Source organism: Xanthomonas sp. NCPPB 3761 (assembly GCF_041475705.2).
Taxonomy (GTDB): Bacteria; Pseudomonadota; Gammaproteobacteria; order Xanthomonadales; family Xanthomonadaceae; genus Xanthomonas; species Xanthomonas phaseoli.
The window spans coordinates 4,604,077-4,625,853 of the sequence record NZ_CM191262.1; the positions used below are offsets into that span (position 1 = coordinate 4,604,077).

Sequence of the window (21,777 nt, forward strand, 5' to 3'; positions counted from 1 at the left end):
GAGCGGTGCGCGTCAGCCCGATGGGCGCAGCAGCACCTCGTCGGCGTCGGCGATGCTCCAGGCGCGGCGGCCGATCCAGGTATCCAGGCCCAGCCGGCTATTGCGCGCCAGCTGCGGGGTGGGCACCTCGTCGGCCTTGAGCAACAGCTGCAGGTCCCAGCCGAATTCGTCGCCCAGATAGCTGCGTACTGCGGCGGTGAGCTGCCTGAGCGCCTGGCCGCCCGGAAGGAAGCGTTGAAACACCAGGCACGGCAGCGGCCCCAGACAGATGCGCACCCGTTGCTGGGCACCGCGCACGTGTGCGCCCACCACGCTGTCCACGCCCAGCCGTGCGTTGCGCGGGCCCAAACCAAGTTGCAAGTGCGCATCGGCCGGCAGGCGCATCCATTCGGCGATGAATTCCTGCACCTGCACCGGCCATTCGAACACCTGCTGCAGCAGTGCACGCAAGCCTTCCGGTGTACGCGTGGCGGTGCCAAGACGGCCGGCGTAGTAACGACGTGCATCGTCCGGCAAGGCGTCGCGGTCGCGCAGATGCGGGCTGGCAATACCAACCAATGCATCCAGCCAGGCACGGAACTGGTCGCTCGCCGGCCGCTCGGCCTGCACGCTGGGCTGTGCCTGCGCCCAGGCGCGGTAGAACAGGCTCAGCATGCGGTGGTGGAACACATCGGCAAACGCGGCGAAGGCGCCGTCCTTGGCTTGCTGCGCACGTTCGATGGCGTATTCGGTCAGGTGCAACGGCAACGGCGCATTCGGCCCGAACAGGCCTAGAAATAGACCGTACAGCGCGGCAGGCTGATCGTGCGTTGCCGGTGTGTAGCGATCGAGCGCACGTGGCGCGAAAGCCAGTGACGGCGCATGCCGCAGCCGCAGCACATCGTCGCTGGCGCGCGCCGATTCGCCCAGGCGCGGCTGCAGCGGATGGCAGCGCTCGATCGCGCGCAAGGCCGCGAACGGAGTGAAATCCTGTGGCCGGGTCTGCAGCGCTTGTGCCAGCGCGGCAGCCGCGGCGCTTACAGGCGCGGGCGCGTGCCGGGCTGGGCTGGCCATCGGGCCACCTCATTACGTTCGGTGGTACGCAGCACGGTCTCGGCAAACGAATTCACCGACACATAGCGCGCAAAGAAGTGCCGCAGCACCGAAGCCAGCAGGAACGCGCCGGTGCCTTCGAAGGCGGCATCCTCGCAGGTGAGCGTGATCTCCAGGCCGCGGCCGAAGGTGATCGGGCCAGGCACCGGGATGCGCCGCACGATCGGTGTGCCGCTCACCTGCTTGACGCCTTCGATCTGCCGCTGCGCGGATGCATCGAACGGGTCGCAGTACAAGGTGAGGATCTCGCGTAGCGCAGCGGCGCCGTCGGCGCCGTCTTCGAACAGCGACAGATAATTGAGCTGCAATTGACTGAGCAGGCGCCACGCGGTCTGCCCATCCGACAGTGCCGGGCGCGGCTTGGTTGGCCCGGCCACGCAACGCACGCTCTGTACCGGCACGCCACTGTCCATGGTGAAATCGGTGGCGCCCTTGCCTACCGGCATATGCAACGGCAGATCCCGGTTGCTGCACCACAGTTGCAGCCCAAGCTGACGCAGGCGCGTGCTGCGTGCCTGATCGTCGGCATCGACCAGGCTGACGAACACTTCGCTGCCCACATAGCTCGACCGCGCGCCATCACGGCGCTGACGTGCCGACAGCATGCGCGGCTCGCGGCGCATGCTGTAGAACGCACCATGCCGCGCATGCCAGGTGCGAGCGTCGCCCCCGTAGAACGGGGTGAAGCGTTGCTCAGGCTCCTGACGATCGCCGAAGCCTTCCACCTCGCCCAGGTGATGGATCTCGAAATCCATCGGCCGGGTGCGGTCGGCCAGCACGTGGTATTCGTGCAGGCCGGCTTGCAGATGGATGCGATCGGCACGCCGCGGGAACAGGTTGATCGCCGGCGTGCAGAACAATTTGAAATGCTCGGCGCCCACTGCCGCAGCCAGGCTGGGCAGGCTGCGTTGCAGCAACACCACCACCTCGAAGCTGCTGCCCTGCAACCGCCGCAATGGCGCGCGCAGTCCGGTGAGTTCTGCGAACAGAAAGCGCTCCGGACAGGCGAAATATTCCTGCAGCAAGCGGTAACCACTGAACGAGCGGCCGTCGTAGGGAATCAATGCATCGTCGTCGGCAAAGCCGCGCATCTGCACGGCATCGGCGCTCAACGTCATCTCCAGCGTGCCACCGCCGGCACCGCTGCCACGCACCACCACCGCAGTGGTATCGGCATGCAGCTGTTCGTACAACCGCTTGGGCAAGCCATCGGCGCCGGCCAGAAACAGCGGCAGCCGATCCAGCGCCAGCGCGTGCGTCTGCGCGCCACCCACCAGCTCGAAGCGCAGACGCACGCCGGCACGCACCACGCGCCCGGGCGGCAAGGCGATGCCGGCAGCGGCCAATGCGGCTGGCGATTCCAGATACTTGGCCTCGGCCAGCTGCAATGGCCACAAGGTCACCGCATGCGCGGTACGGAAGTCGCAGGTGGTACGTTCGCCGGCGCCGATCAGGCTGCGCAACGCGCTTTGTCGCGGCACGGCCACACCTGCTGCCAGCCCGCTGTCTTTCAGGTCCGGCTGCAACTGCACCACCGCCATCGAAGGCAGCGGCGCCAGATAATGTGGGTAGACCATCTCCAGCAAGTGCTGGGTGAACACCGGGTACTGCGCGTCCAGCTTGAGTTGCACGCGCGCAGCCAGGAATGCGAAGCCTTCCAGCAGCCGCTCGACGTACGGGTCGGCGCATTCGAACGCATCCAGGCCGAGCCGGCCGGCGATCTTGGGATACTCGCGCGCAAACTCCGCGCCCATGTCGCGCACGTGCTGCAACTCGCGGGTGTAGTACGGCAGCAGGCGCGGGTCCATGACGTCAGCCGTGCCCTTCGACGACATCGAGCCGGCCGGTTTCCAGATCCAGCGCAGTCTTCAGATACAGGTTCAGTGGCAGCGGCTGCGCCCACATCTCCGATTCGATGGTGAACAACAGCGAGCGCCGATCCATGCGTGCAGCATCGGCACGCACGCTCACCCGCAGCGTCTCGGGAATCAGCCGCGGCTCGAAGGCCACAATCGCCTGGCGAATGCGCTGTTGCAGCGCGGCCGCATCGATGCCGGTCACTGCAACGCCGGCCAGATCCGGGATGCCGTAATTCAGGACCGAGCTGCGCACCTGTGGGTGCGCTTCCAGTGGGCGGCTGGTTTCCAGGTTCACGGCATTGAGCAACCACGACAGATCGCGGATGACGCACTCGCGCAGGCGCGTGGCCGAAATCACGCGTTGCTCGCGGCTCTCTTCGCGCTGACTGGGCGCGGCATCGGTGAGCCGGTCCAGCAGCGAAGGCTGCAAGCGTTCGGTGGTGGTGAGTTCGGCCATTGAAATCAGTCCGCGTCGAACTGCACATCGCGCACATCCAGCAGCGCAATCTCGCGCGACTCGGTGCTCCACATGCGCTGGCCCAGGCCGATCTCGCCTTGTGCGACGTGGGCCCATTCGGTGCGGCGCGCCAGTTGCAGCTCGCCGGCATCCAGGTGCTCGCTGCCGGGGTAACGCACCGGCAGGTAGCCGAAGGCCTGGCCGCCGTTGCGCCACAGCACGCTCACCGGCGCCCACACGGTGTCGCGCAGATCCAGCGGCGCCTGCATGCGCAGCTGCTGGATCTGGCTGAGCGGGGCCCATGCGTAGCCGCTGTCGAGCATGAGTTCGAGACAGGGCCCGAAACGGGTGTCGGCATCTGCAAGCCATTGGAAGCGTTCGCCATCGAGCACGCCGGCACTGGCCGGTGCCAACGCGAACGCCTGCGCCCGCAACGCCGCTGCCTGTTCGCCATGCCCTTGCGCCGATAGTTGTAGCGCGTGTAGATGCATCGCCAACCATTCGGCCGGCTCACCGATCACATGCGGCAACCGCGCGCCGGCAAATACCTCGGCGCGCGTCTGTTCGCCCTGCAGCACTGCAAGGTACGTCTGCGCCAAGGGCTGTGTGGCGGCATCCAGCTCAGCGCAGGCGCGCAGCTGATCTGCGGCGCGCGACCACTGGCCGAGTACGGCCAGCAACTGAAACAGGAACACGCGCTGCGCTGCATCGGCCGGTTGCCGGCGCACCTGCTGGATCAGCTGCTGCAGCGCCTGCGCCGGCTCGCCTTGGGCAAGCAGGGTCTGTGCGGTGGCATCCATCGCGCGGTTCCTTATCGAAGAAGGTGGCGGTGCCGTGCGCGGCACCGCCAGTCATTGCATTGCCGCCATCGGAGGCAGCCAACGTCACAGCGTCAACTTCCGATGGGCGGCGCAGAGCGAGCGATGTACACGCATGTCGCGTGCCGCACCGGGTCGCCAAACGCACCTGCGTGGCGAAAGCGCTGTGGTGGCCTGCGCTCGCGTCAGGCCTTGGCCACACCCTGGATGTCGTAGGTGAATTCCTTCGCGCCACCCTGGGCGGCACCCTTGTCGTCCTGCGGCTGGAAGCCGTACTTGAACTTGCCGAAGTGCAGCGTCACGTTTTCGGTCAGGCGGTCTTCGCCACCGGAACCGCCGGTCGACAGCGAGGTAATCAGCACGCCTTCGCTCAATTCCAGGGTGAGAAAGTCGCTTTGCTCGCCGGTGGCGTTGGTGACGTACAGCCAGGCGTTTTCCACCCGTGCACCGGTGCACACTGCATCCAGCAGCACGTTGGAGCAGCCGTCCACGTACTTGGTGATGGAGATGTCCTGGATATGCGCCTTGCCGCCGCTGGCCGAGCCGCCACCGGTGTGCAGGTCGCCGGAATTGCTCGCGCCCCACGACCAGGCCAGGATCGGGATCTCGCCCTTGTGCTTCTTGTGGTTGGACGCGCCTTCGATCTTGACCTTGCCGCTGCCGAACTTGATATGCATGTCGAACGCCATGGAACTGCTCCTTCAATGAGAGTGACAACACGAGATGGCGCGACGCGCAGTGGCGTCGTGCGTGACGCGAATGCGTCGGATCAGGCCTCGGCGGCCGAGGGAAGGCGCGAGACCAACCGCAACGACACGGTCAGGCCCTCCAGCTGGTAATGCGGCTTGAGGAAGAACTTGGAGCTGTAATAGCCCGGCGCGCCTTCCACTTCTTCCACCACCACCTCGGCGGCAGCCAGCGGCTTGCGCGCCTTGGTTTCTTCGCTGGAGTTGGACGGGTCGCCGTCGATGTACTGCGTCACCCAGCGCGTCAGCCAGCTCTGCATCTGTTCGCGATCGGAGAACGAACCGATCTTGTCGCGCACGATGCACTTGAGGTAATGCGCAAAGCGGCAGCACGCGAACATGTACGGCAGGCGCGCACCCAACGCTGCATTGGCGGTGGCATCCGGGTCGTCGTATTCGTCGGGCTTGTTGAGCGACTGCGCGCTGATGAAGGCGGCCATGTCCGAATTCTTGCGATGCACCAGCGGCATCAGGCCCATCTTGTCCAGCTCGGCCGAGCGGCGGTCGGTGATCGCCACTTCGGTCGGGCACTTCATGTCCACGCCACCGTCGTCGGTAGGAAAGGTATGTGTAGGCAAGCCTTCCACTGCGCCGCCAGACTCGATACCGCGAATGCGCGAGCACCAGCCGTACTGCTTGAACGAGCGATTGATGTTCACCGCCATCGCATAGGCCGCGTTCTGCCAGGTGTACTTGTTGGAATCGGCGCCGGCGGTGTCTTCTTCGAAATCGAATTCTTCCACCGGGCTGGTGGCCGCGCCGTACGGCAGGCGCGAAAGCGTGCGCGGCATGGCCAGGCCGATGTACTTGGAATCTTCCGATTCGCGCAGCGAGCGCCATGCGGCGTAATCGGGCGTGGAGAAGATCTTCGCCAGATCGCGCGGGTTGGAGAGCTCGCTCCAGTTATCCATGCCCATCAACTTGGGCGCGGCCGCGGCGATGAACGGTGCATGTGCGGCGGCGGCCACCTGCGCAATGCCGTTGAGCAGTTCCACATCCGGCGGGCTCTGGTCGAAGTAGTAATCGCCCACCAGGCATCCATACGGCTCGCCACCGAGCTGGCCGTACTCCTGCTCGTAGACCTTCTTGAAGATCGGGCTCTGATCCCAGGCGGTGCCCTTGTAGCGCTTGAGCACCTTGCCCAGTTCCTTCTTGCTGATGTTCAGCACGCGGATCTTGAGCTGCTGGTCGGTCTCGGTGTTGTTGACCAGATAATGCAGGCCGCGCCAAGCACCTTCGAGCTGCTGCAGATCGGCGTGATGCAGGATTTGGTTGAGCTGCTCGGTAAGGGCGCGATCGATCTCGGCGATGTAGGCCTTGATGGTCTGCGACACGTCTTCGCTGACCACATCGCTGCGGTTGAGCACCTGCTCGGCGAGCGTGCGCACCGCCGATTCCACTTCTTCCTTGGCGCGTTCGCTCTTGGGGCGAAACTCGCGGTTGAGCAGCGCGGCAAAGTCATCCTGCTCGGTTGTTTCGGTGCCACTGATGGCCAATGCGGCTTCGGTCGCGGACATGGCGTTACGCTCCTTCCGGTTCGGAGGCAGGCTTGGCGGCCGACACCAGCGACTGCAGCAACGCCGGGTCGCGGATGGCGTTGGCAATCAGCTGCTCTGCACCGGCCTTGCCATCCATGTAGGTGTCCAGGTTGGCCAGCTGCGTGCGCGCTTCCAGCAACTTGGCCAGCGGCGCAACCTTGCGCGCGATGGCAGCCGGCGAAAAGTCGTCCATGCTTTCGAAGGTGATATCCACCGCCAGCTCGCCTTCGCCGGTGAGCGTGTTGGGCACCTTGAATTGTGCACGCGGACGCATCGACTGCAGCCGGCTGTCGAAGTTGTCGACGTCGATCTCCAAAGCTTTGCGCTCGTCCAGCGAAGGCAGCTCGCCAGCATTGGCGCCGGACAGATCCGACATCACCCCCATCACGAATGGAATCTGCACCTTCTTCTGCGCACCGTAGACCTCCACGTCGTATTCGATCTGCACCCGTGGCGCCCGATTGCGGGCAATGAACTTCTGACTGCTGGCCATGCCTGATCTCCGATTGAGCTTGCCCGTTGCGCCGGCGTGCAGGGCACGTGCGCCGCCATGTGGCTTGGATGTCGCCGGCCCGGCGGTATGCCTGCGGCCTGCGTGCGACGCCGCTGCCGTGAGCTAGCCCACGACCGCCACGCACCACCCGAAACGAAGCGGCAGGCCGTGCGATGACGCTTTCTCAGCGTTGCGGCGAGGATAGAAATGCGCCTGTGCGCTCACCCGACAAATCGTCTCAATCGCCGCGATCGTGCGCAGGCGGGAACGGATGCGTGATCCAGCGCCAACTTTGTGAAAGAGGCGTGATGGGTTGGCGCTGCTTTTCTCGGTTGATCAGGGGACAGGCCCCGGGGAGTGGGCCGCAGGCAGCATCCGCATGAGCAGCAGCAGTTATTACAGCGCCATCGTTGCGCACGTACCGCCGGCCGGCGAGGCACACGCGCCGCTGATGATCGATCTGCTGGCCTATATCGAGCAGCATATCGGCGAGGCGGAATTGGGCACCGAGTCGTTGCAGCAAGCGTTCGCGTTATCGCGTGCATCGCTGTACCGCTTGTTTCAGTCGCGTGGCGGCGTGGCCAGCTATATCCGCGAGCAGCGGCTAAGCACAGCGCACCGCTACCTGCAGGCCTACCCGGAGTGCAGTCTGACCTGGTTGCTCTACGAAATGGGCTTTGCATCCGAGCGGCAGTTTCAGCGCGCGTTTCAGCAGCGCTTCGGCATGCCGCCCATGCAGTGGCGTCGCCAGTGCCGCGCTGCGCCGCATCTTCCTGCGCCACGGCGTGGCCACTACATGCCGATGTGGCGCTTCATGCGCGAACTGAGCCAGCACGTCCAGCCCGAATACGCATCCATCCGCGGCGGCGCGGCCACACCCACGCACGGCTCTCCGCTGGTGCATACCGAAGCACTGCGCCGGCTCGCCCGGCCGGCCGCGCGCTTTGCGGCACAACCGGAGCCGATGGAGAGCGAAGCACGCTGAGTTGCGTAGGAGCGCACCCGGACGCGACATGCATGACCTGGACGCCACATCGCGCCCAGGGCCGCACCTAGGTGCGGCAAGGCAATGGCATCGGCATCAACGAATCACCAGGACCGGAATCGCACTGTGGGTCAGCACTTCCACCGTCTGGCTGCCGAGCAGCATGCGCTGCATGCCGCGGCGGCCGTGCGAGGTCATGATGATCAGATCGCTGTTGCAGTCCTTGGCGGTCTGCACGATGCCCTCGGCGGCGAAGCGATCCAGCACATGCCGCGGCGTGGCCTTGATGTTGGCAGCGGCGGCCAGCTCCAACGCCGGACGCAGGATCTTTTCAGCGGCCGCTTCGCGCTCGGTGCGATATTCCGGGCTGGCCTCATAGCCCACGCTCCAGCCCATTGCGTCGTACATGCCCATCGCCCATGGCTCGGACACGGTGACGATATCCACTTTCGCACCGGTTGCCTTGGCCAGCTCCAGGCCTTGGAACAAACCGCGATGCGATAGCTCGGACGCATCGATGGCGATCAGGATTCGTTTGTACATGATGACCTCCCGGATGGACCGGCAGCGGCGCCGGCGACTTGAGATTGGCAGCACTCAGCAACGCAGACCTTGATACAGATCAATCTTGCACCTGGCGGACGGTCGCGCCTGAAGCGGCTCACCTGGCTGACGAGCGACCATCTCCATCGCGCCAGTAGCGTGCTCACAACTGGCCTGTTCGCGTGTGCGCTGCATTGCGCACCGGCCGTGTCCGCCTGACGGCTGCGCGATCGCTTTTGTAACGATTCTTCTTCGTTGCCTTCAGTCGGTGGGCGCGTCATCGGCAGCACCCCGGGGTACGCGCACGCGTGCCGGATTGCCCACGGCGGTCGCACCGGCCGGCACATCGCGCGTGACCACCGCACCGGCACCGATCACCGCGTCGTCGCCGATGCTGACGCCCGGCAGGATGATTGCCCCGCCCCCGATCCACACATTGCGCCCGACGCGGATCGGCCGCCCGAATTCCAGCCCGCTGGCGCGTCCGGCCGCATCGCGCGGATGGTCGGCAGCGTAGAACTGCACGGCGGGCCCCACCTGCGTGCCTTCGCCGATATGCACCTGACAGATATCCAGAATCACGCAATTGAAGTTGAGGAACACGCCCGCGCCCAGATGGATGTTGTAGCCGTAATCGCAATGAAATGGCGGCCGGATCACCGCACCGGCACCCACCTCGGCAAGCCGCTCGACCAGCAATGCGTGCCGCTGTGCGGCTGGCTGCGCGCCAGTGGCGTTATAGCGTGCCATCCACGCCGCAGCCGCCGCCTGATCGGCCTGCAGTTGCGCATCGGTGGCGTTGTAGAGTTCGCCAGCCAGCATTTTCTGTTTTTCGGTCTGCATGCCGCCGCGTGCCTATGCAATGAACTGCCGACAGGGTGGCATGGATATCGCGCGGTATGCATCGAGCGATGCACCAATCGCCTTGGCTTGCCGGCTCGAAGTGGCTTACAGAACCTTGCGATCTGGCGATTGGCTAAAGCGATTGGCGCATTCAGCACTGGAGTGGAAACCGCCAATGGAGATGTCGAGCATCGGCCTCGCCCGCGAGGTAGGTGTGTCGCCACTCCATTGCTTGCCGCATCCGTTGCAATGCCTTGGCGCCAGCATCGATACTCCTGACCGTGCCCTTGCGGCACGACCACGTTCAAGGACGACGTCATGACACGATGTGTAGCTGCCTGCGTTGCGTTATTGCTGTGGGCATGCGTCAGCACACCTGCCAACGCAACCTCCTCACTTTCGTTTGAGGGCGGCGGAAGCATCGATACTCCTGACCGTGCCCTTGCGGCACGACCACCTTCAAGGACGACGTCATGACACGATGTGTAGCTGCCTGCGTTGCGTTATTGCTGTGGGCATGCGTCAGCACACCTGCCAACGCAACCTCCTCACTTTCGTTCGAGGGCGGCGGATACTGGATAGACTTCGAAATCGGTCACGTCACCCGACCAGTGATCGCCAGTCTTCGTTTCAATGCACCTGGCGACAGCAAGGGCGTGTTGTTGCGGGGCAATTTCCGGGTCAAGACGTTCGATACCAAACGCAGAATCCTCCGCCTGATTTACACAGGAGAAGACACGCGCGTGCCGCCCTTTACCCTGGTCGTGCTCGCCAACAAATCGACACTGACCGTGAACGGCAAGCAGATCAACTCACGCTTCAGCTGGGAAATGTAGGCGCGCGACGGGGCAACAGCGGGGAGGCTTCCGCCATCGATCAGCTGTCGAAGATGGTCACGCGATCTCGCTTGGCGCATGCGGTGCAGTAGCGGCCGGCCCCGCTTGCTGCATGCCCAGTACACCGCACTACGCCCTCCCCTGCCAAAGAACACGCACGCGCAGGCGAGCGACCCCTGACTACACCACGGTCAGATTGGCGTAGGCCATCACCAGCCACTTGGCGCCGACCTCGTCGAACTGCACCTGCACGCGCGCATGCGCACCGGCGCCTTCGTAATCGACCACCACGCCGCCGCCGAACTTGGGATGTTCGACGTTGGCGCCGAGCTTGATCGGCGCGGTCTCCACGATGCCATGGACCGGGCCACCGCGCGCCGCGCCCAGCGATGCGGTGCGCGAAACCTGCACCTTCGGGCGCACTTCGTTGAGCAGGTCGCGCGGAATCTCGCGCAGGAAGCGCGAGGGCACGTTGTAGTTGTCCTGGCCATGGATGCGACGCGATTCGGCGTAGCACAGCACCAGCTTTTGCCGCGCGCGGGTGATGCCCACGTACGCCAGACGCCGTTCCTCTTCCAGCCGCCCACTTTCTTCCAACGAGCGCGCGCTCGGGAACAGACCGTCTTCCAGACCGACCAGGAACACGATCGGAAATTCCAGTCCCTTGGCCGAATGCAGCGTCATCAGCTGCACGCCTTCTTCGCCAGCCTGCGCCTGGCCTTCGCCGGCCTCCAGCGAGGCATAGGCCAGGAAGGCGACCAGTTCGGTCATGCCCTGGCTGTCTTCGTCGTCGGGGCGGGTGAAGCGCGAGGCGACCGACACCAGTTCGTCCAGGTTCTCGGTACGCGATTCCGAATCCAGCCCGCCACGGCTTTCCTTGGCCCAATGCTCGCGCAGGCCCGAGCGCATCAGCACATGGTCGATGCGTTCGGCCAGTTCCATCTGCCCGGTTTCGGCATGCAGCTGGCCGATCAGGCTGAGGAAGGTGGCCAGCGCATTGCGTGCGCGTGCGGCCAGCGTGTTCTGCTGCGTACACAGCATCGCCGCTTCCCACAACGACAGCGCACTGGCACGTGCCAGCCGGCGCACCTCATCCAGCGTCCGGTCGCCAATGCCGCGCGTGGGCGTGTTGACCGCGCGTTCGAACGCAGCGTCGTCGCTGCGATTGGTCAGCAGGCGCAGGTAAGCCAACGCGTCCTTGATTTCGGCACGTTCGAAAAAGCGCATGCCGCCATACACACGGTACGGCAACTGCTCGGAAATCAGCGCCTCTTCCAGCGCGCGCGATTGCGCGTTGCTGCGGTAGAGCACCGCCACTTCGCCATAACTGCCGCCGTCGCGCACCCACTGCCGTGCACGCTCGACCACATAGCGCGCTTCGTCCACTTCGTTGTATGCCGCATACAGATCGATCGGGTCGCCATCGCCGGAATCGGTCCACAACTGTTTGCCGATACGGTCCGGGTTGTGCGCGATCACTGCATTGGCAGCGCCCAGGATATTGGCGCTGGAGCGGTAGTTCTGCTCCAGCCGCACGGTCTGCGCGCCAGGGAAATCCTTCAGGAAACGCTGGACATTCTCGACCTTGGCACCGCGCCAGCCATAGATGGCCTGGTCGTCGTCGCCCACCACGAACACGTTGCCCGATTCGCCGGCCAGCACCCGCACGAAGGCATACTGGATGGCGTTGGTGTCCTGGAACTCGTCCACCAGAATCTCGCGGAAGCGTGCGCGGTAATGCGCCAGCAATGCGGGCGTGTCGCGCAGCAACTCGTGTGCGCGCAGCAGCAACTCGGCGAAATCCAGCAGCCCGGAGCGGTCGCAGCGTTCCTGGTAGGCCGCATACACCTGCCGGCGCACCTCGGTCCAATCGTCGTTGGGCTCAGGCTGGATATGTTGCGGACGGCGGCCCTCGTCCTTCTGCTCGTTGATCCACCAGCTCAGTTGCTTGGGCGGATACTTGCTCTCGTCCAGCTCCAGCGCCTGCACCACGCGCTTGACCAGCCGCAACTGGTCGTCGCTGTCCATGACCTGGAAACCTTCCGGTAGCCGCGCGTCCTGCCAATGCAGACGCAACAGGCGATGGGCCAGCCCGTGAAATGTACCGATCCACATCCCGCGGCTGCCATTGCGCAGCTGCAGGTCGGTGCGGTGACGCATTTCGCCGGCCGCCTTGTTGGTGAAGGTCACCGCGAAGATGCCGTGGTTGGGCACGCCCTGGACTTCGTTGAGCCAGGCGATGCGATGGATCAGCACGCGCGTCTTGCCGGAGCCGGCGCCGGCCAGCACGAGGTAATGCCCCGGCGGCGCGGAAACGGCCTCGCGCTGGGCGGGGTTTAAATGATCGAGCAAATGAGAGACATCCACCGGCGCATTTTACCGGTTGTGGCGTCGCTGCGGCTGAGATTGCGATGAAGCGGTTGGGATTGCTGCCTCTCATCCGCCCTTCGGGCACCTTCCCCCCGCAGGCGGGGGAAGGCAGGATAGTGGTTGCTCTGCCGCCTGCCAGAGAAGGCCGACGCTGATTGCTCTGCCGCTCGCCAGAGAAGGCGCGACGCTGCTTGCTTTCCAGCCTGCAAGAGCGCAGACGGATGCTCGCCGTGGCAGAGCCCCTCTCCCGCCTGCGGGAGAGGGGTTGGGGTGAGGGCAAGAGGCGCAGCCGACGCATTGCGGGTCATCCGAAGCTTTGCTCGCCCCCTCATCGGTGCTATGCGTCGCCTTTGCCCATCGAAGAGGCCAGCGTCACTGACGGAGACGGCAGCCAAGCTACATTTCCAATCTCCACACGCCTATCAGCGTCCCAGCTGCAACACCACATCCCGCGCAATCGCCGCGGCCTGCTCGCGCAACTCCGGCACCGCCAGGCTTTCCCACAGCGTGCCGATGCGCAGGCTGCCGATCACCCGCAACTGCGGCTGCATCCGTCCATCGGCATCGATCAGGCTGCCATCGGGGCCGGTGTCCACGCCGATCCCGTGTGGACCGGCCACTGCGATGCCCTGCCCCAGCAATTGCTGCAGCAGCCGGTTACCCATCGCCTGCACCCGCATTTCCACCCCCGTGGCATTGACCAGGGTCTGCACATCCAGCTGCAAGGCATGTCCGGCGCTGGCGGCTCCGGCACTCACGCGCACGCAAGCGCCCACCTCGAAGGCCACATCCAGCCGTGCGCGATGTACCTGCAGCTGACCGCGTGCCTGCATCGCCTGCAGCTGCGCATGCACCGTTGCGGCGATGCGATGCCGATGCACGTCCCAGTAGCGCACCACATGCCGCAGAAAACGGCGCTGGTCGGCAACCGACAGCGTCTGCCATAACGCCTGGCTCAACGGCCGGATGCGTTCCATCACGCTCTGCCATGGCAGGCCCTGCGCGGCGGCGATGCGCGCATGCTGGCGCAGTGTGCGCATGCGCGCGCGCAGCGGCATTGTCAGCAGCGGCTGTGGATCGAACAGCGCCACGCCGCCGTGCGCCTGCGGCAACGGCAGCAAGCCATGCCGCGACACCACATGCACGCTTGCCCGATGCGCCTGCGCTGCCAGCGTCACCACGGTATCGGCCATGCTCAAGCCCGAACCGACGATGCACACGGCCGCGTCCGGTGGCAGCGCTGCCACCGCCTCGGTCTCCCAGGCTTCGACACGCTGCGCGCGCGACAGCCCGGTGGTACCTCGCAGCGGCAGCGGTCGCAGCGCATTGCCCACTGCCAAGACCACCACGCTCGCCTGCAGCAGCTGTCCATCGTCCAGCTGCAACAGTGCGCCATCGGCATTGGGTTGCAGGGCCTGCACGCGTGCGCAGTGCACACGCAGCGTCGCTGGGCTGTGCGCGCATGCCGCCTGCAGGCGGTCGCGCAAGTACGGGCCATAGTGCCGCCGCCCCACGAACTGCAGCGGCAACTGTGCATCGTCCAGTTCGGGGCAACAGGCGTTCGCGCGCAGGTAATCGACAAAGTCGTGGGGCAGCTGCGGCAGCGCACTCATGCGCGCGGCCGGCACATTGAGCAGGTGTTCGCTGCGCGCGGTGGAATACGCCACACCTTCGCCAAGCGCCGCATGCGGCTCGATCAGGACAATCTGCAATGGCGCTGCGGACTGGCGCAGCAGCTGCAGCGCAACCAGCACACCGGACGCGCCACCGCCGACGATGGCGATGACGGCATCGCCGGGATCACGCAGTGTATTCATGTCGACATTGTAGGCGATGCATCGGCCACACCCGCAGGCCGTCACCGGTAGTGGCTGTCTTCCACGGCATCGCAAGCGCGGTGTGTGTCAACGCCTCCCACACGCCCTGCCTGCCAAGCACTTACGATTGGCGGGTCAGCATCGGCACGCGCCATTGGGAATCTGCAACATGTCCATCGCCCTGGTCAGGCTCATCCTCTACGTCCACGATGTGGCGGCAATCAAGGCGTTCTACCAGACCCATTTCGCGCTCGCCGTCACCGAGGAGATTGCCGACGCGTGGGTGGTGCTTGCAGCTGGCGGCATCGAGCTGGCGCTGCACCGGGTGGGCGACGCCTACCGACAGCGGCCATCGACGCCTGCGCCGGGCCCTGTCGCGGATGCGACACGCACGACCACCAAGCTGGTGTTCGCCATCGCCAGCGATCTGCCCGCGCATCGCGCGCAACTGCAACACGCGGGCGTGCATGTGGGCGAGCTCAAACGTTATCCCGGCTTTGCATACCAGCTGTACGACGGCCGCGACCCGGAGGGCAACGTCTTCCAGGTCATGCGCCTGGATTGACCCAGGCGCCCTACATCAACGCATCGGCCAGCCGCGCAATGCCCTCGCGGCTGCGGCGCCAGGCCGGGCGGCGACGCCACTGTTCCAACGTCAATTGCCGCGCATTGGCGAGGTAATCCTGCTCGATCTCACGCAACCGTTGCACCACGCCGGTGTCGTAACAGAGCATGCCGATCTCGGCGTTGAGCGCGAACGAGCGGATGTCCAGGTTGATCGAGCCCACCAGCGCGATGTCGTCATCCATGCTCAGGTGCTTGGCATGCAGAAAGTGCGGGCGATACAGCGCAATCTTCACCCCGCAACGCAGCAGCTCTTCGAAATAGGCCTCCTGCGCCCACGCGGCCAGGCGTTGGTTGTTGTGCTCGGACAGGATCAACTGCACATCCACTCCCGACACCGCAGCGATGCGCAAGGCGCTCAACAAGGCTTCGTCGGGTACGAAGTACGGCGTGACCAGCACCACCTTGCGCCGCGCCAGATGGATCACCGCATTGATCGCATCGCGCGCATTTTCGAACGGGTACGCCGGCCCGCTGGGCAGCAGTTGCGTGGCGATATTGGCTTCGCAGACCGGCGCATCGGGCCACACGTCCAGCCGCTCTCCGGTTTCGGTGAACCAGTCGCTGGCGAAGACCGCTTCCAGATGATTGACCACCGGCCCGCGCACGCGTGCCACCAATTCGCGATTGGGCACGCCATCAATGAAGCCGGCCTCGGCCAGATTCTGCGAACCGACAAACGCCACCCGGTTGTCGAGCACCGCAATCTTGCGATGGTTGCGCAGATCCATGCGGCCGCTGCGACGCCAGCGCAAACCGCCCGGCAATACCGCCAGCACCTGCACGCCACCGGCCTGCAGGCGCTTGCGGTAGCGGCGCAGGCCGCGCTTGGCGCCCACCGCATCCAGCAGCACGCGGCAACGTACGCCGCGCGCGCTGGCGCGTTCCAGCGCCGCTACCACCGCCTCGCCCACCGCATCGTCGAACATCAGGTAGTACAGCAGGTGCACACGTTTGTCGGCCGCGTCGATCGCCGCGATCAGGGCCTGCAACGACTGCGCGTAATCGTCGAGCAATTCCACCGCGTTGCCCAGCGTGGGCATGAAATCGCCTTCGCGTTCGATCAGCGGCACCACTTCGGCACTGCTGGTGTCTGCCTGGGGCATCCAGCGCAACGCATGCAAGGGCAGTTGTTGTTCGCGAATCACCTGCGAGGCGGTGGCTTGCCGCTCCACCCGCAGCCGCGACAACCACGGGTGGCCGAACAACAGATACAGCGGCAGGCCGACCACCGGCACGAAGCCGATCAGCAGCAGCCAGCTGCGCGCCGCACCCGGCGTGGTGCGGGCGGGAATCCATAGCAGTGCGGCCAGGCGGATCGCCCAGTCCAGCGCCAGCAGCCAGGTGCCTGTGACCCAATCGGGCAGCATCAGTGGTCCGTTCTCATCAGGAATGCGATTCTGACTTGGCCGCGCGCAAACGCAACGGCGGCGGCGCACAGACAGGGGGGCAATAGCGAAACGGCCCGCCTTGCGCATCGGCCGGCTGCACGCGTTCGGCGCAGACCTGCCGCAACGTCTGCACGAAGGCCGACTGCATCCGGGTGGGATACCAGTCGGCGCGCGTGGTCATGCCGATCTGCCGGCGCAGCAGCGGCCCGGCGCTGCCGATCTCCTCGAGCAGGCCGGCGCGGCGCTCGAACAGAAACTGGTCGCGCGACATCAAGGTCAACCAGTCGCCTTCCAGCAGCAGGCCGCGCACGGTCAGCTCGGCGCCGCATTCGATGCACACCGGCGGCGGCTCCAGCTGGTGGTCGCCGAACAGCTGCTCCCAGCGCGCGCGCACCGGCGTGCCGGCGGCAGCGATCACCCAGGGGTAATCGCGCAGTTGCGCAAACGCATAGCCCTGCCCGGCCAAGGGGTGGCCGCTACGCGCCACGATCACCGGTTCGTCGTCGAACAGCGGCTCCTGCAGCACATCGCGCACCGGCAACGGGTCGCGCAGCGCACCGATCAACAAATCCAGGCCGCCCTCGCGCAGCTGCGCCAGCAATTGGGCGTACGGGCCCTCGACCACCTGGACGCTGGCCCCCGGGTGCGCACGCGCAAACCGCGCCAATACCTGCGGCAACAGGATGGCGCGCGCCAGCGGCATCACCCCCAACGTAAGGCGCCCGGCGTGCTGCGAACGCAATGCGGCCACCTCGTCCAGCCCGGCACGCAACTCGGCCAGCGCCAGCCGCACCTGCCGCAACAGCCGCAGCGCCACCGGCGTGGGCTGCATGGTCTTGCCGCGGCGTACCGTCAGCGGCACTTCGATCACATCGGCCAGCGACTGCACCGCCCGGTAGATCGCCGGCTGCGAAACGCCGGCGCGCACCGCCGCCAACGCGTAACTGCCTGCCACATCCACCGCCACCAAGGCCTGCAGCTGGCCCAGCGACACCCGCCGCTCCAGCCCAGGGCGCGCGGGCAGGCGCAGCGCACGCCGCGCAACTGCGATCCCCCGGCCCAGATGCGCCAGCACCCGCTCGATACGCGGCACCAGCAACCCGGCAGCCTCGGTGGCCGCCATGCCACCCGGGTGCCGGTCGAACAGGCGCACGCCCAGTTGCTGCTCCAATCGCGCCACGGCCTGGGTCAGCGCCGGTTGCGACAAATTCACCCGCGGCGCCGCCGCGCTGATGCTACCGGCCTGGTGCACCACGACCAGCGCATACAGGTGACGCAGATTCGGTTCCGGGTCGGCTGCATGCTCTAACTATAAGCAAAACCAATATGCATACCTCAAATGAATCTTGAGGCGATTGACTCTGCCCAGCCAGACTCGGCGCACTCTTAACGAGGATGGATGGATGAGCCAGGTCGTTACCCGGATCGAGCGCACGCCGCTGGCCATCGTCGACGGGCTGGCGCAGGCCGGCGTGGCCACCGTGCACGAAGCGCAGGCCCGCAGCGGCCTGCTGCACCATCGACTACGTCCCATCTACGCCGGTTGCCGCATCGCCGGCACCGCGGTCACCGTGTCGATTCCGCCCGGCGACAACTGGATGATGCATGTGGCCATCGAGCAACTGCAGGCTGTGCTGGTGGTCGCGCCGACCAGCGACTGTTGCGACGGCTACTTCGGCGACCTGCTGGCCACCTCGGCGCAGGCGCGCGGATGTCGCGGCCTGATCATCGATGCCGGCGTTCGCGATGTGCGCGATCTCACCGCCATGCAATTCCCTGCGTGGAGCCGCGCCATCTGCGCGCAGGGCACCATCAAGGAGACGCTCGGTTCGGTCAACGTGCCGCTGGTGTGCGCCGGGCAACTGATCCAGCCCGGCGATGTGGTGGTGGCCGACGACGATGGCGTCTGCGTGGTGCCGCGTGCCAGCGCTGCCGATGTGCTGACCGAGGCGCAGGCGCGCCAGGCACGCGAGCTGCTCAAGCGCGAACGCCTGGCACGCGGCGAACTGGGCCTGGACATCTATGCGATGCGCGAACGCCTGGCCGCCAAAGGCCTGCGCTATGTCTGAGCACGTGCGCGCCATGTGGATGCGCGGTGGCACCTCCAAGGGTGGATTCTTTCTGGCCGACGATCTGCCCGCCGACACCGCCGCACGCGACGCGTTCTTACTGCGCGCCTACGGCTCGCCGGATGCGCGCCAGATCGACGGCATGGGCGGCGCCGACCCGCTGACCTCCAAGGTCGCCGTGGTGTCGCGCTCGGCGCGTGCCAATGCCGACGTGGACTATCTGTTCCTGCAGGTCGCGGTGGAACAGGCGCAGGTCAGCGATGCACAGAACTGCGGCAACATGCTGGCCGGAGTTGCCCCGTTCGCGCTGGAACGTGGCTTGCTCCCCACATGCAACGGCCAGACCCAGGTGCGCATCTTCATGCGCAACACCGGCACCTTGGCTACCGCCACCGTGCAGACGCCCGATGGCACGGTGCGTTACGACGGCGATGCCCGCATCGACGGCGTCCCCGGCACGGCCGCGCCGGTCGCGCTGGCATTCGCCGATATCGCCGGCTCTTCGTGCGGCGCGCTGCTGCCGAGCGGGCATGCGGTGGACACGCTCGAGGGCCTGCAGGTCACGCTGATCGACAACGGCATGCCCTGCGTGGTGCTACGCGCCAGCGATGTCGGCATCAGCGGTTACGAAGAACGCGCCACGCTCGACGCCGATGCTGCGCTCAGGGCGCGCCTGGAAACACTGCGCCTGCAGGCAGGTCCGGTGATGCAGCTGGGCGACGTGCGCCACGCCACGGTGCCGAAGATGATGCTGGTCGCCGCCCCGCGCGCCGGTGGCGCGATCAGCGTGCGCTCGTTCATCCCGCACCGCTGTCATGCCTCCATTGGCGTACTGGGTGCGGTCACGGTCGCCACTGCCTGCCTGTTGCCCGGCTCGCCCGCGCACGCACTGGCGCAGGTGCCCGGCGGGCGCAGCCAGCGGCTGGATGTCGAACACCCCAGCGGTGCGAGCAGCTGCCTGATCGATCTCGATGCGCACGGCGCCGTAGTCGGTGCCGCGGTGCTCCGCACGGCGCGCAAATTGTTCGATGGCGAGCTGTATGGCTGAACGTTCCGCTGCATCGCCAAGCTGCCGCGGCCGCCATCGCAGCGGCGCGTGCGCGCGTGTGCTGCTCAAGCAGATCATCGACAGGCAGAGCGCCGTGACCCGTGCCCATCCGCACATCGGGACCACCATTGCCGTTGCGACCTGCAGCTTCCGTCCACCGGACCGTCCCACCTGGCGCACAGGCAGTCGCTGGCGCCCCGCTTCCGCTGCAACACGCACACCATCGCCATGATCATCGACTGCCACGGCCACTACACCACCGCACCCGCCGCGCACGATGCGTTTCGCAAGGCGCAGATTGCGCATTACACGGACGCAACGCTGCCGGCGCCGGTGTATCCGCATATCAGCGACGATGCGCTGCGCGAAAGTGTCGAGCTGCACCAACTGCGCCTGCTGCGCGAGCGCGGCGCCGACATGACGATTTTTTCGCCACGCGCCAGCACCATGGCGCATCACATCGGCGACGAAGCGGTGAGCCAGGTGTGGACGCGCCACTGCAACGACCTGATCGCGCGCGTGGTACAGCTGTATCCGCACACCTTTATCGGCGTGTGCCAGCTGCCGCAATCGCCAGGCGTGCCGATCGCGCACGCGATCGCCGAACTGGAACGCTGCGTCAACGAACTGGGTTTCGTCGGCTGCAATCTCAATCCCGACCCGTCCGGCGGGCACTGGAATGGCGTGCCGCTGACCGACCGCGCCTGGTACCCGTTCTTCGAGAAAATGGTGGAACTGGACGTGCCGGCGATGGTGCACGTCTCCGGCAGTTGCAATGCCAATTTCCATGCCACCGGCGCGCATTACCTCAATGCCGACACCACGGCCTTCATGCAGTTTCTCGAAGGCGATTTGTTCGCCGATTTTCCGCAATTGCGTTTCATCATTCCGCACGGCGGCGGTGCGGTGCCGTATCACTGGGGCCGTTTCCGCGGCCTGGCCGACATGCTGGGCAAGCCTGCGCTGTCCACGCATGTGATGCGCAATGTGTTCTTCGATACCTGCGTGTATCACCAGCCCGGGATCGACCTGTTGTTCGAGGTGATCGACATCGACAACATCCTTTTTGGCTCGGAAATGGTCGGCGCGGTGCGCGGCATCGATCCGCAGACCGGCCACTATTTCGACGACACCAAACGCTACATCGATGCGCTGGCCATTTCCGACGCCGATAAGCGCAAGGTGTTCGAACGCAATGCGCGTCGGGTGTATCCGAGATTGGACGCGCAATTGCGTGCGCGTGGGCTGTGACTGCGGCGTTGCACGGCGAGCTTGCCGTATTGCTCCCTTCTCCCATTGCGACATTGTCCCTCCTTTATGGGGGAGAAGGTGGCCCGAAGGGCCGGATGAGGGTACGTGCGAAGCCTCGTGTCCATCGTGTCCCTGCGGCTTCGCCCGTACCTCACCCCAACCCCCGCTGGCGCGCCCCGGCCCGCGCCAGCGGCGCGAGCACTCCAAGGCACGCACACCTTCGGCGTGCAAGCCGTGCCTTGTCGCCCCGGGGGAGACGGACGCAGTCACGCGCCGCTGCCCATTTGACCTTGGTCTTGGCTGGCTTGACTTAGCTGCGCGATATCGGCAATGACACCTCCAACGGTACCTGCACGCACCAATACGGAATCCGACATCCACAAACGCAAACGCAAACACCCGCCGTTCGGCGGGTGTTTGCTTGAATGCAGATCGCGTAATCGGTGGATTACTTGATCTTGCCTTCCTTGTACATCACGTGCTTACGCACGACCGGGTCGTACTTCATCATTTCCATCTTCCCCGGAGTGTTTTTCTTGTTCTTGTCCGTGGTGTAGAAGTGGCCGGTAGCGGCCGAGGAAATCATACGGATCTTGTCACGCTTGCCTTTTGCCATGACTGCTTACTCCTCAGACCTTTTCGCCGCGCGCACGCAGCTCTTTCAGAACGGCATCGATGCCGTTCTTGTCGATGGTGCGCAATGCATGCGCGGAAACACGGAGCTTCACCCAGCGGTTTTCGCTGGCAACCCAGAAGCGACGCTCGTGCAGGTTGGGCAGGAAGCGACGACGGGTTCTGTTGTTTGCGTGGGAGACGTTGTTACCCGTCTGCACACGCTTGCCGGACACTTGGCATACGCGGGACATTACGCACCTCGATAAATGAATTGCCACCCATAGCCTGGGGAGCGGCGGCCCCGACAGCGCCAGGGCTGTCACGCAACGTTGGGAATCAAGAACTTACGCTGGAACAGGCCGGCAACCCCATTGCGCTGGGT

The 21,777-nt window shown here is 65.5% G+C and carries 21 protein-coding genes; 6 read left to right on the forward strand and 15 right to left on the reverse strand.

Annotated features, from left to right (window positions below; genetic code table 11):
• Window positions 1–12 precede the first annotated feature (12 nt).
• The 7 genes from tssG to tssB all read right to left on the reverse strand — a co-directional run bounded on the left by tssG (window position 13) and on the right by tssB (window position 7,003).
• Window positions 13–1,053, reverse strand: a complete 1,041-nt coding sequence (gene tssG, locus ACCQ00_RS20060) for a type VI secretion system baseplate subunit TssG (protein WP_039571674.1) — start codon at window positions 1,051–1,053, stop codon at window positions 13–15.
• The gene (tssF, locus tag ACCQ00_RS20065) at window positions 1,017–2,900 is read right to left on the reverse strand and encodes a type VI secretion system baseplate subunit TssF (RefSeq protein ID WP_039571681.1); all 1,884 of its coding nucleotides are present in this window, start codon (window positions 2,898–2,900) and stop codon (window positions 1,017–1,019) included. The genes tssG and tssF overlap by 37 nt, the downstream gene beginning before the upstream one ends.
• Before the next feature lie 4 nt (window positions 2,901–2,904).
• Entirely contained in the window at window positions 2,905–3,408 is a 504-nt protein-coding gene (gene tssE, locus ACCQ00_RS20070; protein WP_039571671.1) for a type VI secretion system baseplate subunit TssE, read from the reverse strand.
• Window positions 3,409–3,413: 5 nt separating this feature from the next.
• Window positions 3,414–4,208, reverse strand: coding sequence for a type VI secretion system accessory protein TagJ (locus ACCQ00_RS20075; protein ID WP_039571668.1), 795 nt, complete (start codon window positions 4,206–4,208; stop codon window positions 3,414–3,416).
• A 203-nt stretch (window positions 4,209–4,411) separates the two neighbouring features.
• Entirely contained in the window at window positions 4,412–4,915 is a 504-nt protein-coding gene (locus ACCQ00_RS20080; protein ID WP_039571664.1) for an Hcp family type VI secretion system effector, read from the reverse strand.
• Between the two features lie 80 nt (window positions 4,916–4,995).
• The gene (gene tssC, locus ACCQ00_RS20085) at window positions 4,996–6,489 is read right to left on the reverse strand and encodes a type VI secretion system contractile sheath large subunit (RefSeq protein WP_039571661.1); all 1,494 of its coding nucleotides are present in this window, start codon (window positions 6,487–6,489) and stop codon (window positions 4,996–4,998) included.
• A gap of 4 nt (window positions 6,490–6,493) precedes the next feature.
• The gene (tssB, locus tag ACCQ00_RS20090; RefSeq protein WP_008572540.1) at window positions 6,494–7,003 is read right to left on the reverse strand and encodes a type VI secretion system contractile sheath small subunit; all 510 of its coding nucleotides are present in this window, start codon (window positions 7,001–7,003) and stop codon (window positions 6,494–6,496) included.
• Between the two features lie 313 nt (window positions 7,004–7,316).
• Between tssB and tagK the strand changes: the two genes are divergently transcribed.
• Window positions 7,317–7,988: a transcriptional regulator TagK gene (tagK, locus tag ACCQ00_RS20095; RefSeq protein ID WP_039571658.1), complete on the forward strand. Its 672-nt coding sequence runs from the start codon at window positions 7,317–7,319 to the stop codon at window positions 7,986–7,988.
• A gap of 96 nt (window positions 7,989–8,084) precedes the next feature.
• Here tagK and ACCQ00_RS20100 read toward each other — a convergent pair whose 3' ends face one another.
• The gene (locus tag ACCQ00_RS20100; RefSeq protein WP_007972857.1) at window positions 8,085–8,531 is read right to left on the reverse strand and encodes a universal stress protein; all 447 of its coding nucleotides are present in this window, start codon (window positions 8,529–8,531) and stop codon (window positions 8,085–8,087) included.
• 261 nt (window positions 8,532–8,792) lie between these two features.
• On the reverse strand, window positions 8,793–9,374 hold the full coding sequence (locus ACCQ00_RS20105; RefSeq protein WP_039583825.1) for a sugar O-acetyltransferase: 582 nt from the start codon (window positions 9,372–9,374) through the stop codon (window positions 8,793–8,795).
• A gap of 611 nt (window positions 9,375–9,985) precedes the next feature.
• Between ACCQ00_RS20105 and ACCQ00_RS20110 the strand changes: the two genes are divergently transcribed.
• Entirely contained in the window at window positions 9,986–10,210 is a 225-nt protein-coding gene (locus tag ACCQ00_RS20110) for a hypothetical protein (RefSeq protein WP_039571654.1), read from the forward strand.
• Between the two features lie 180 nt (window positions 10,211–10,390).
• On the opposite strand, the gene uvrD is transcribed toward ACCQ00_RS20110, so the two are convergent.
• A complete protein-coding gene (gene uvrD, locus ACCQ00_RS20115) occupies window positions 10,391–12,577 on the reverse strand; it encodes a DNA helicase II (protein WP_039571651.1) in 2,187 nt (728 codons plus the stop codon).
• Between the two features lie 425 nt (window positions 12,578–13,002).
• Window positions 13,003–14,397 (reverse strand): FAD/NAD(P)-binding protein, encoded by a 1,395-nt coding sequence (locus tag ACCQ00_RS20120; protein WP_039571648.1) that lies wholly within the window; start codon window positions 14,395–14,397, stop codon window positions 13,003–13,005.
• 169 nt (window positions 14,398–14,566) lie between these two features.
• Between ACCQ00_RS20120 and ACCQ00_RS20125 the strand changes: the two genes are divergently transcribed.
• Entirely contained in the window at window positions 14,567–14,962 is a 396-nt protein-coding gene (locus ACCQ00_RS20125) for a VOC family protein (protein WP_039571645.1), read from the forward strand.
• A 10-nt stretch (window positions 14,963–14,972) separates the two neighbouring features.
• Here ACCQ00_RS20125 and cls read toward each other — a convergent pair whose 3' ends face one another.
• Together cls and ACCQ00_RS20135 are read right to left on the reverse strand one after the other, a co-directional pair.
• Window positions 14,973–16,391 (reverse strand): cardiolipin synthase, encoded by a 1,419-nt coding sequence (gene cls / locus ACCQ00_RS20130; protein ID WP_022560327.1) that lies wholly within the window; start codon window positions 16,389–16,391, stop codon window positions 14,973–14,975.
• A 16-nt stretch (window positions 16,392–16,407) separates the two neighbouring features.
• The gene (locus ACCQ00_RS20135) at window positions 16,408–17,691 is read right to left on the reverse strand and encodes a LysR family transcriptional regulator (RefSeq protein ID WP_372354150.1); all 1,284 of its coding nucleotides are present in this window, start codon (window positions 17,689–17,691) and stop codon (window positions 16,408–16,410) included.
• Window positions 17,692–17,815: 124 nt separating this feature from the next.
• Between ACCQ00_RS20135 and ACCQ00_RS20140 the strand changes: the two genes are divergently transcribed.
• The 3 genes from ACCQ00_RS20140 to ACCQ00_RS20150 all read left to right on the forward strand — a co-directional run bounded on the left by ACCQ00_RS20140 (window position 17,816) and on the right by ACCQ00_RS20150 (window position 20,780).
• Window positions 17,816–18,481 (forward strand): 4-carboxy-4-hydroxy-2-oxoadipate aldolase/oxaloacetate decarboxylase, encoded by a 666-nt coding sequence (locus ACCQ00_RS20140; protein ID WP_039571641.1) that lies wholly within the window; start codon window positions 17,816–17,818, stop codon window positions 18,479–18,481.
• On the forward strand, window positions 18,474–19,529 hold the full coding sequence (locus tag ACCQ00_RS20145) for a 4-oxalomesaconate tautomerase (protein ID WP_039571638.1): 1,056 nt from the start codon (window positions 18,474–18,476) through the stop codon (window positions 19,527–19,529). Before ACCQ00_RS20140 ends, ACCQ00_RS20145 begins: the two co-directional genes overlap by 8 nt.
• A gap of 228 nt (window positions 19,530–19,757) precedes the next feature.
• Window positions 19,758–20,780 (forward strand): amidohydrolase family protein, encoded by a 1,023-nt coding sequence (locus ACCQ00_RS20150; RefSeq protein ID WP_017157749.1) that lies wholly within the window; start codon window positions 19,758–19,760, stop codon window positions 20,778–20,780.
• Window positions 20,781–21,228: 448 nt separating this feature from the next.
• Here ACCQ00_RS20150 and rpmG read toward each other — a convergent pair whose 3' ends face one another.
• Together rpmG and rpmB are read right to left on the reverse strand one after the other, a co-directional pair.
• The gene (gene rpmG / locus ACCQ00_RS20155) at window positions 21,229–21,396 is read right to left on the reverse strand and encodes a 50S ribosomal protein L33 (protein WP_002809462.1); all 168 of its coding nucleotides are present in this window, start codon (window positions 21,394–21,396) and stop codon (window positions 21,229–21,231) included.
• A gap of 13 nt (window positions 21,397–21,409) precedes the next feature.
• Window positions 21,410–21,646 (reverse strand): 50S ribosomal protein L28, encoded by a 237-nt coding sequence (gene rpmB / locus ACCQ00_RS20160; RefSeq protein WP_002809459.1) that lies wholly within the window; start codon window positions 21,644–21,646, stop codon window positions 21,410–21,412.
• Between the last annotated feature and the right edge of the window lie 131 nt (window positions 21,647–21,777).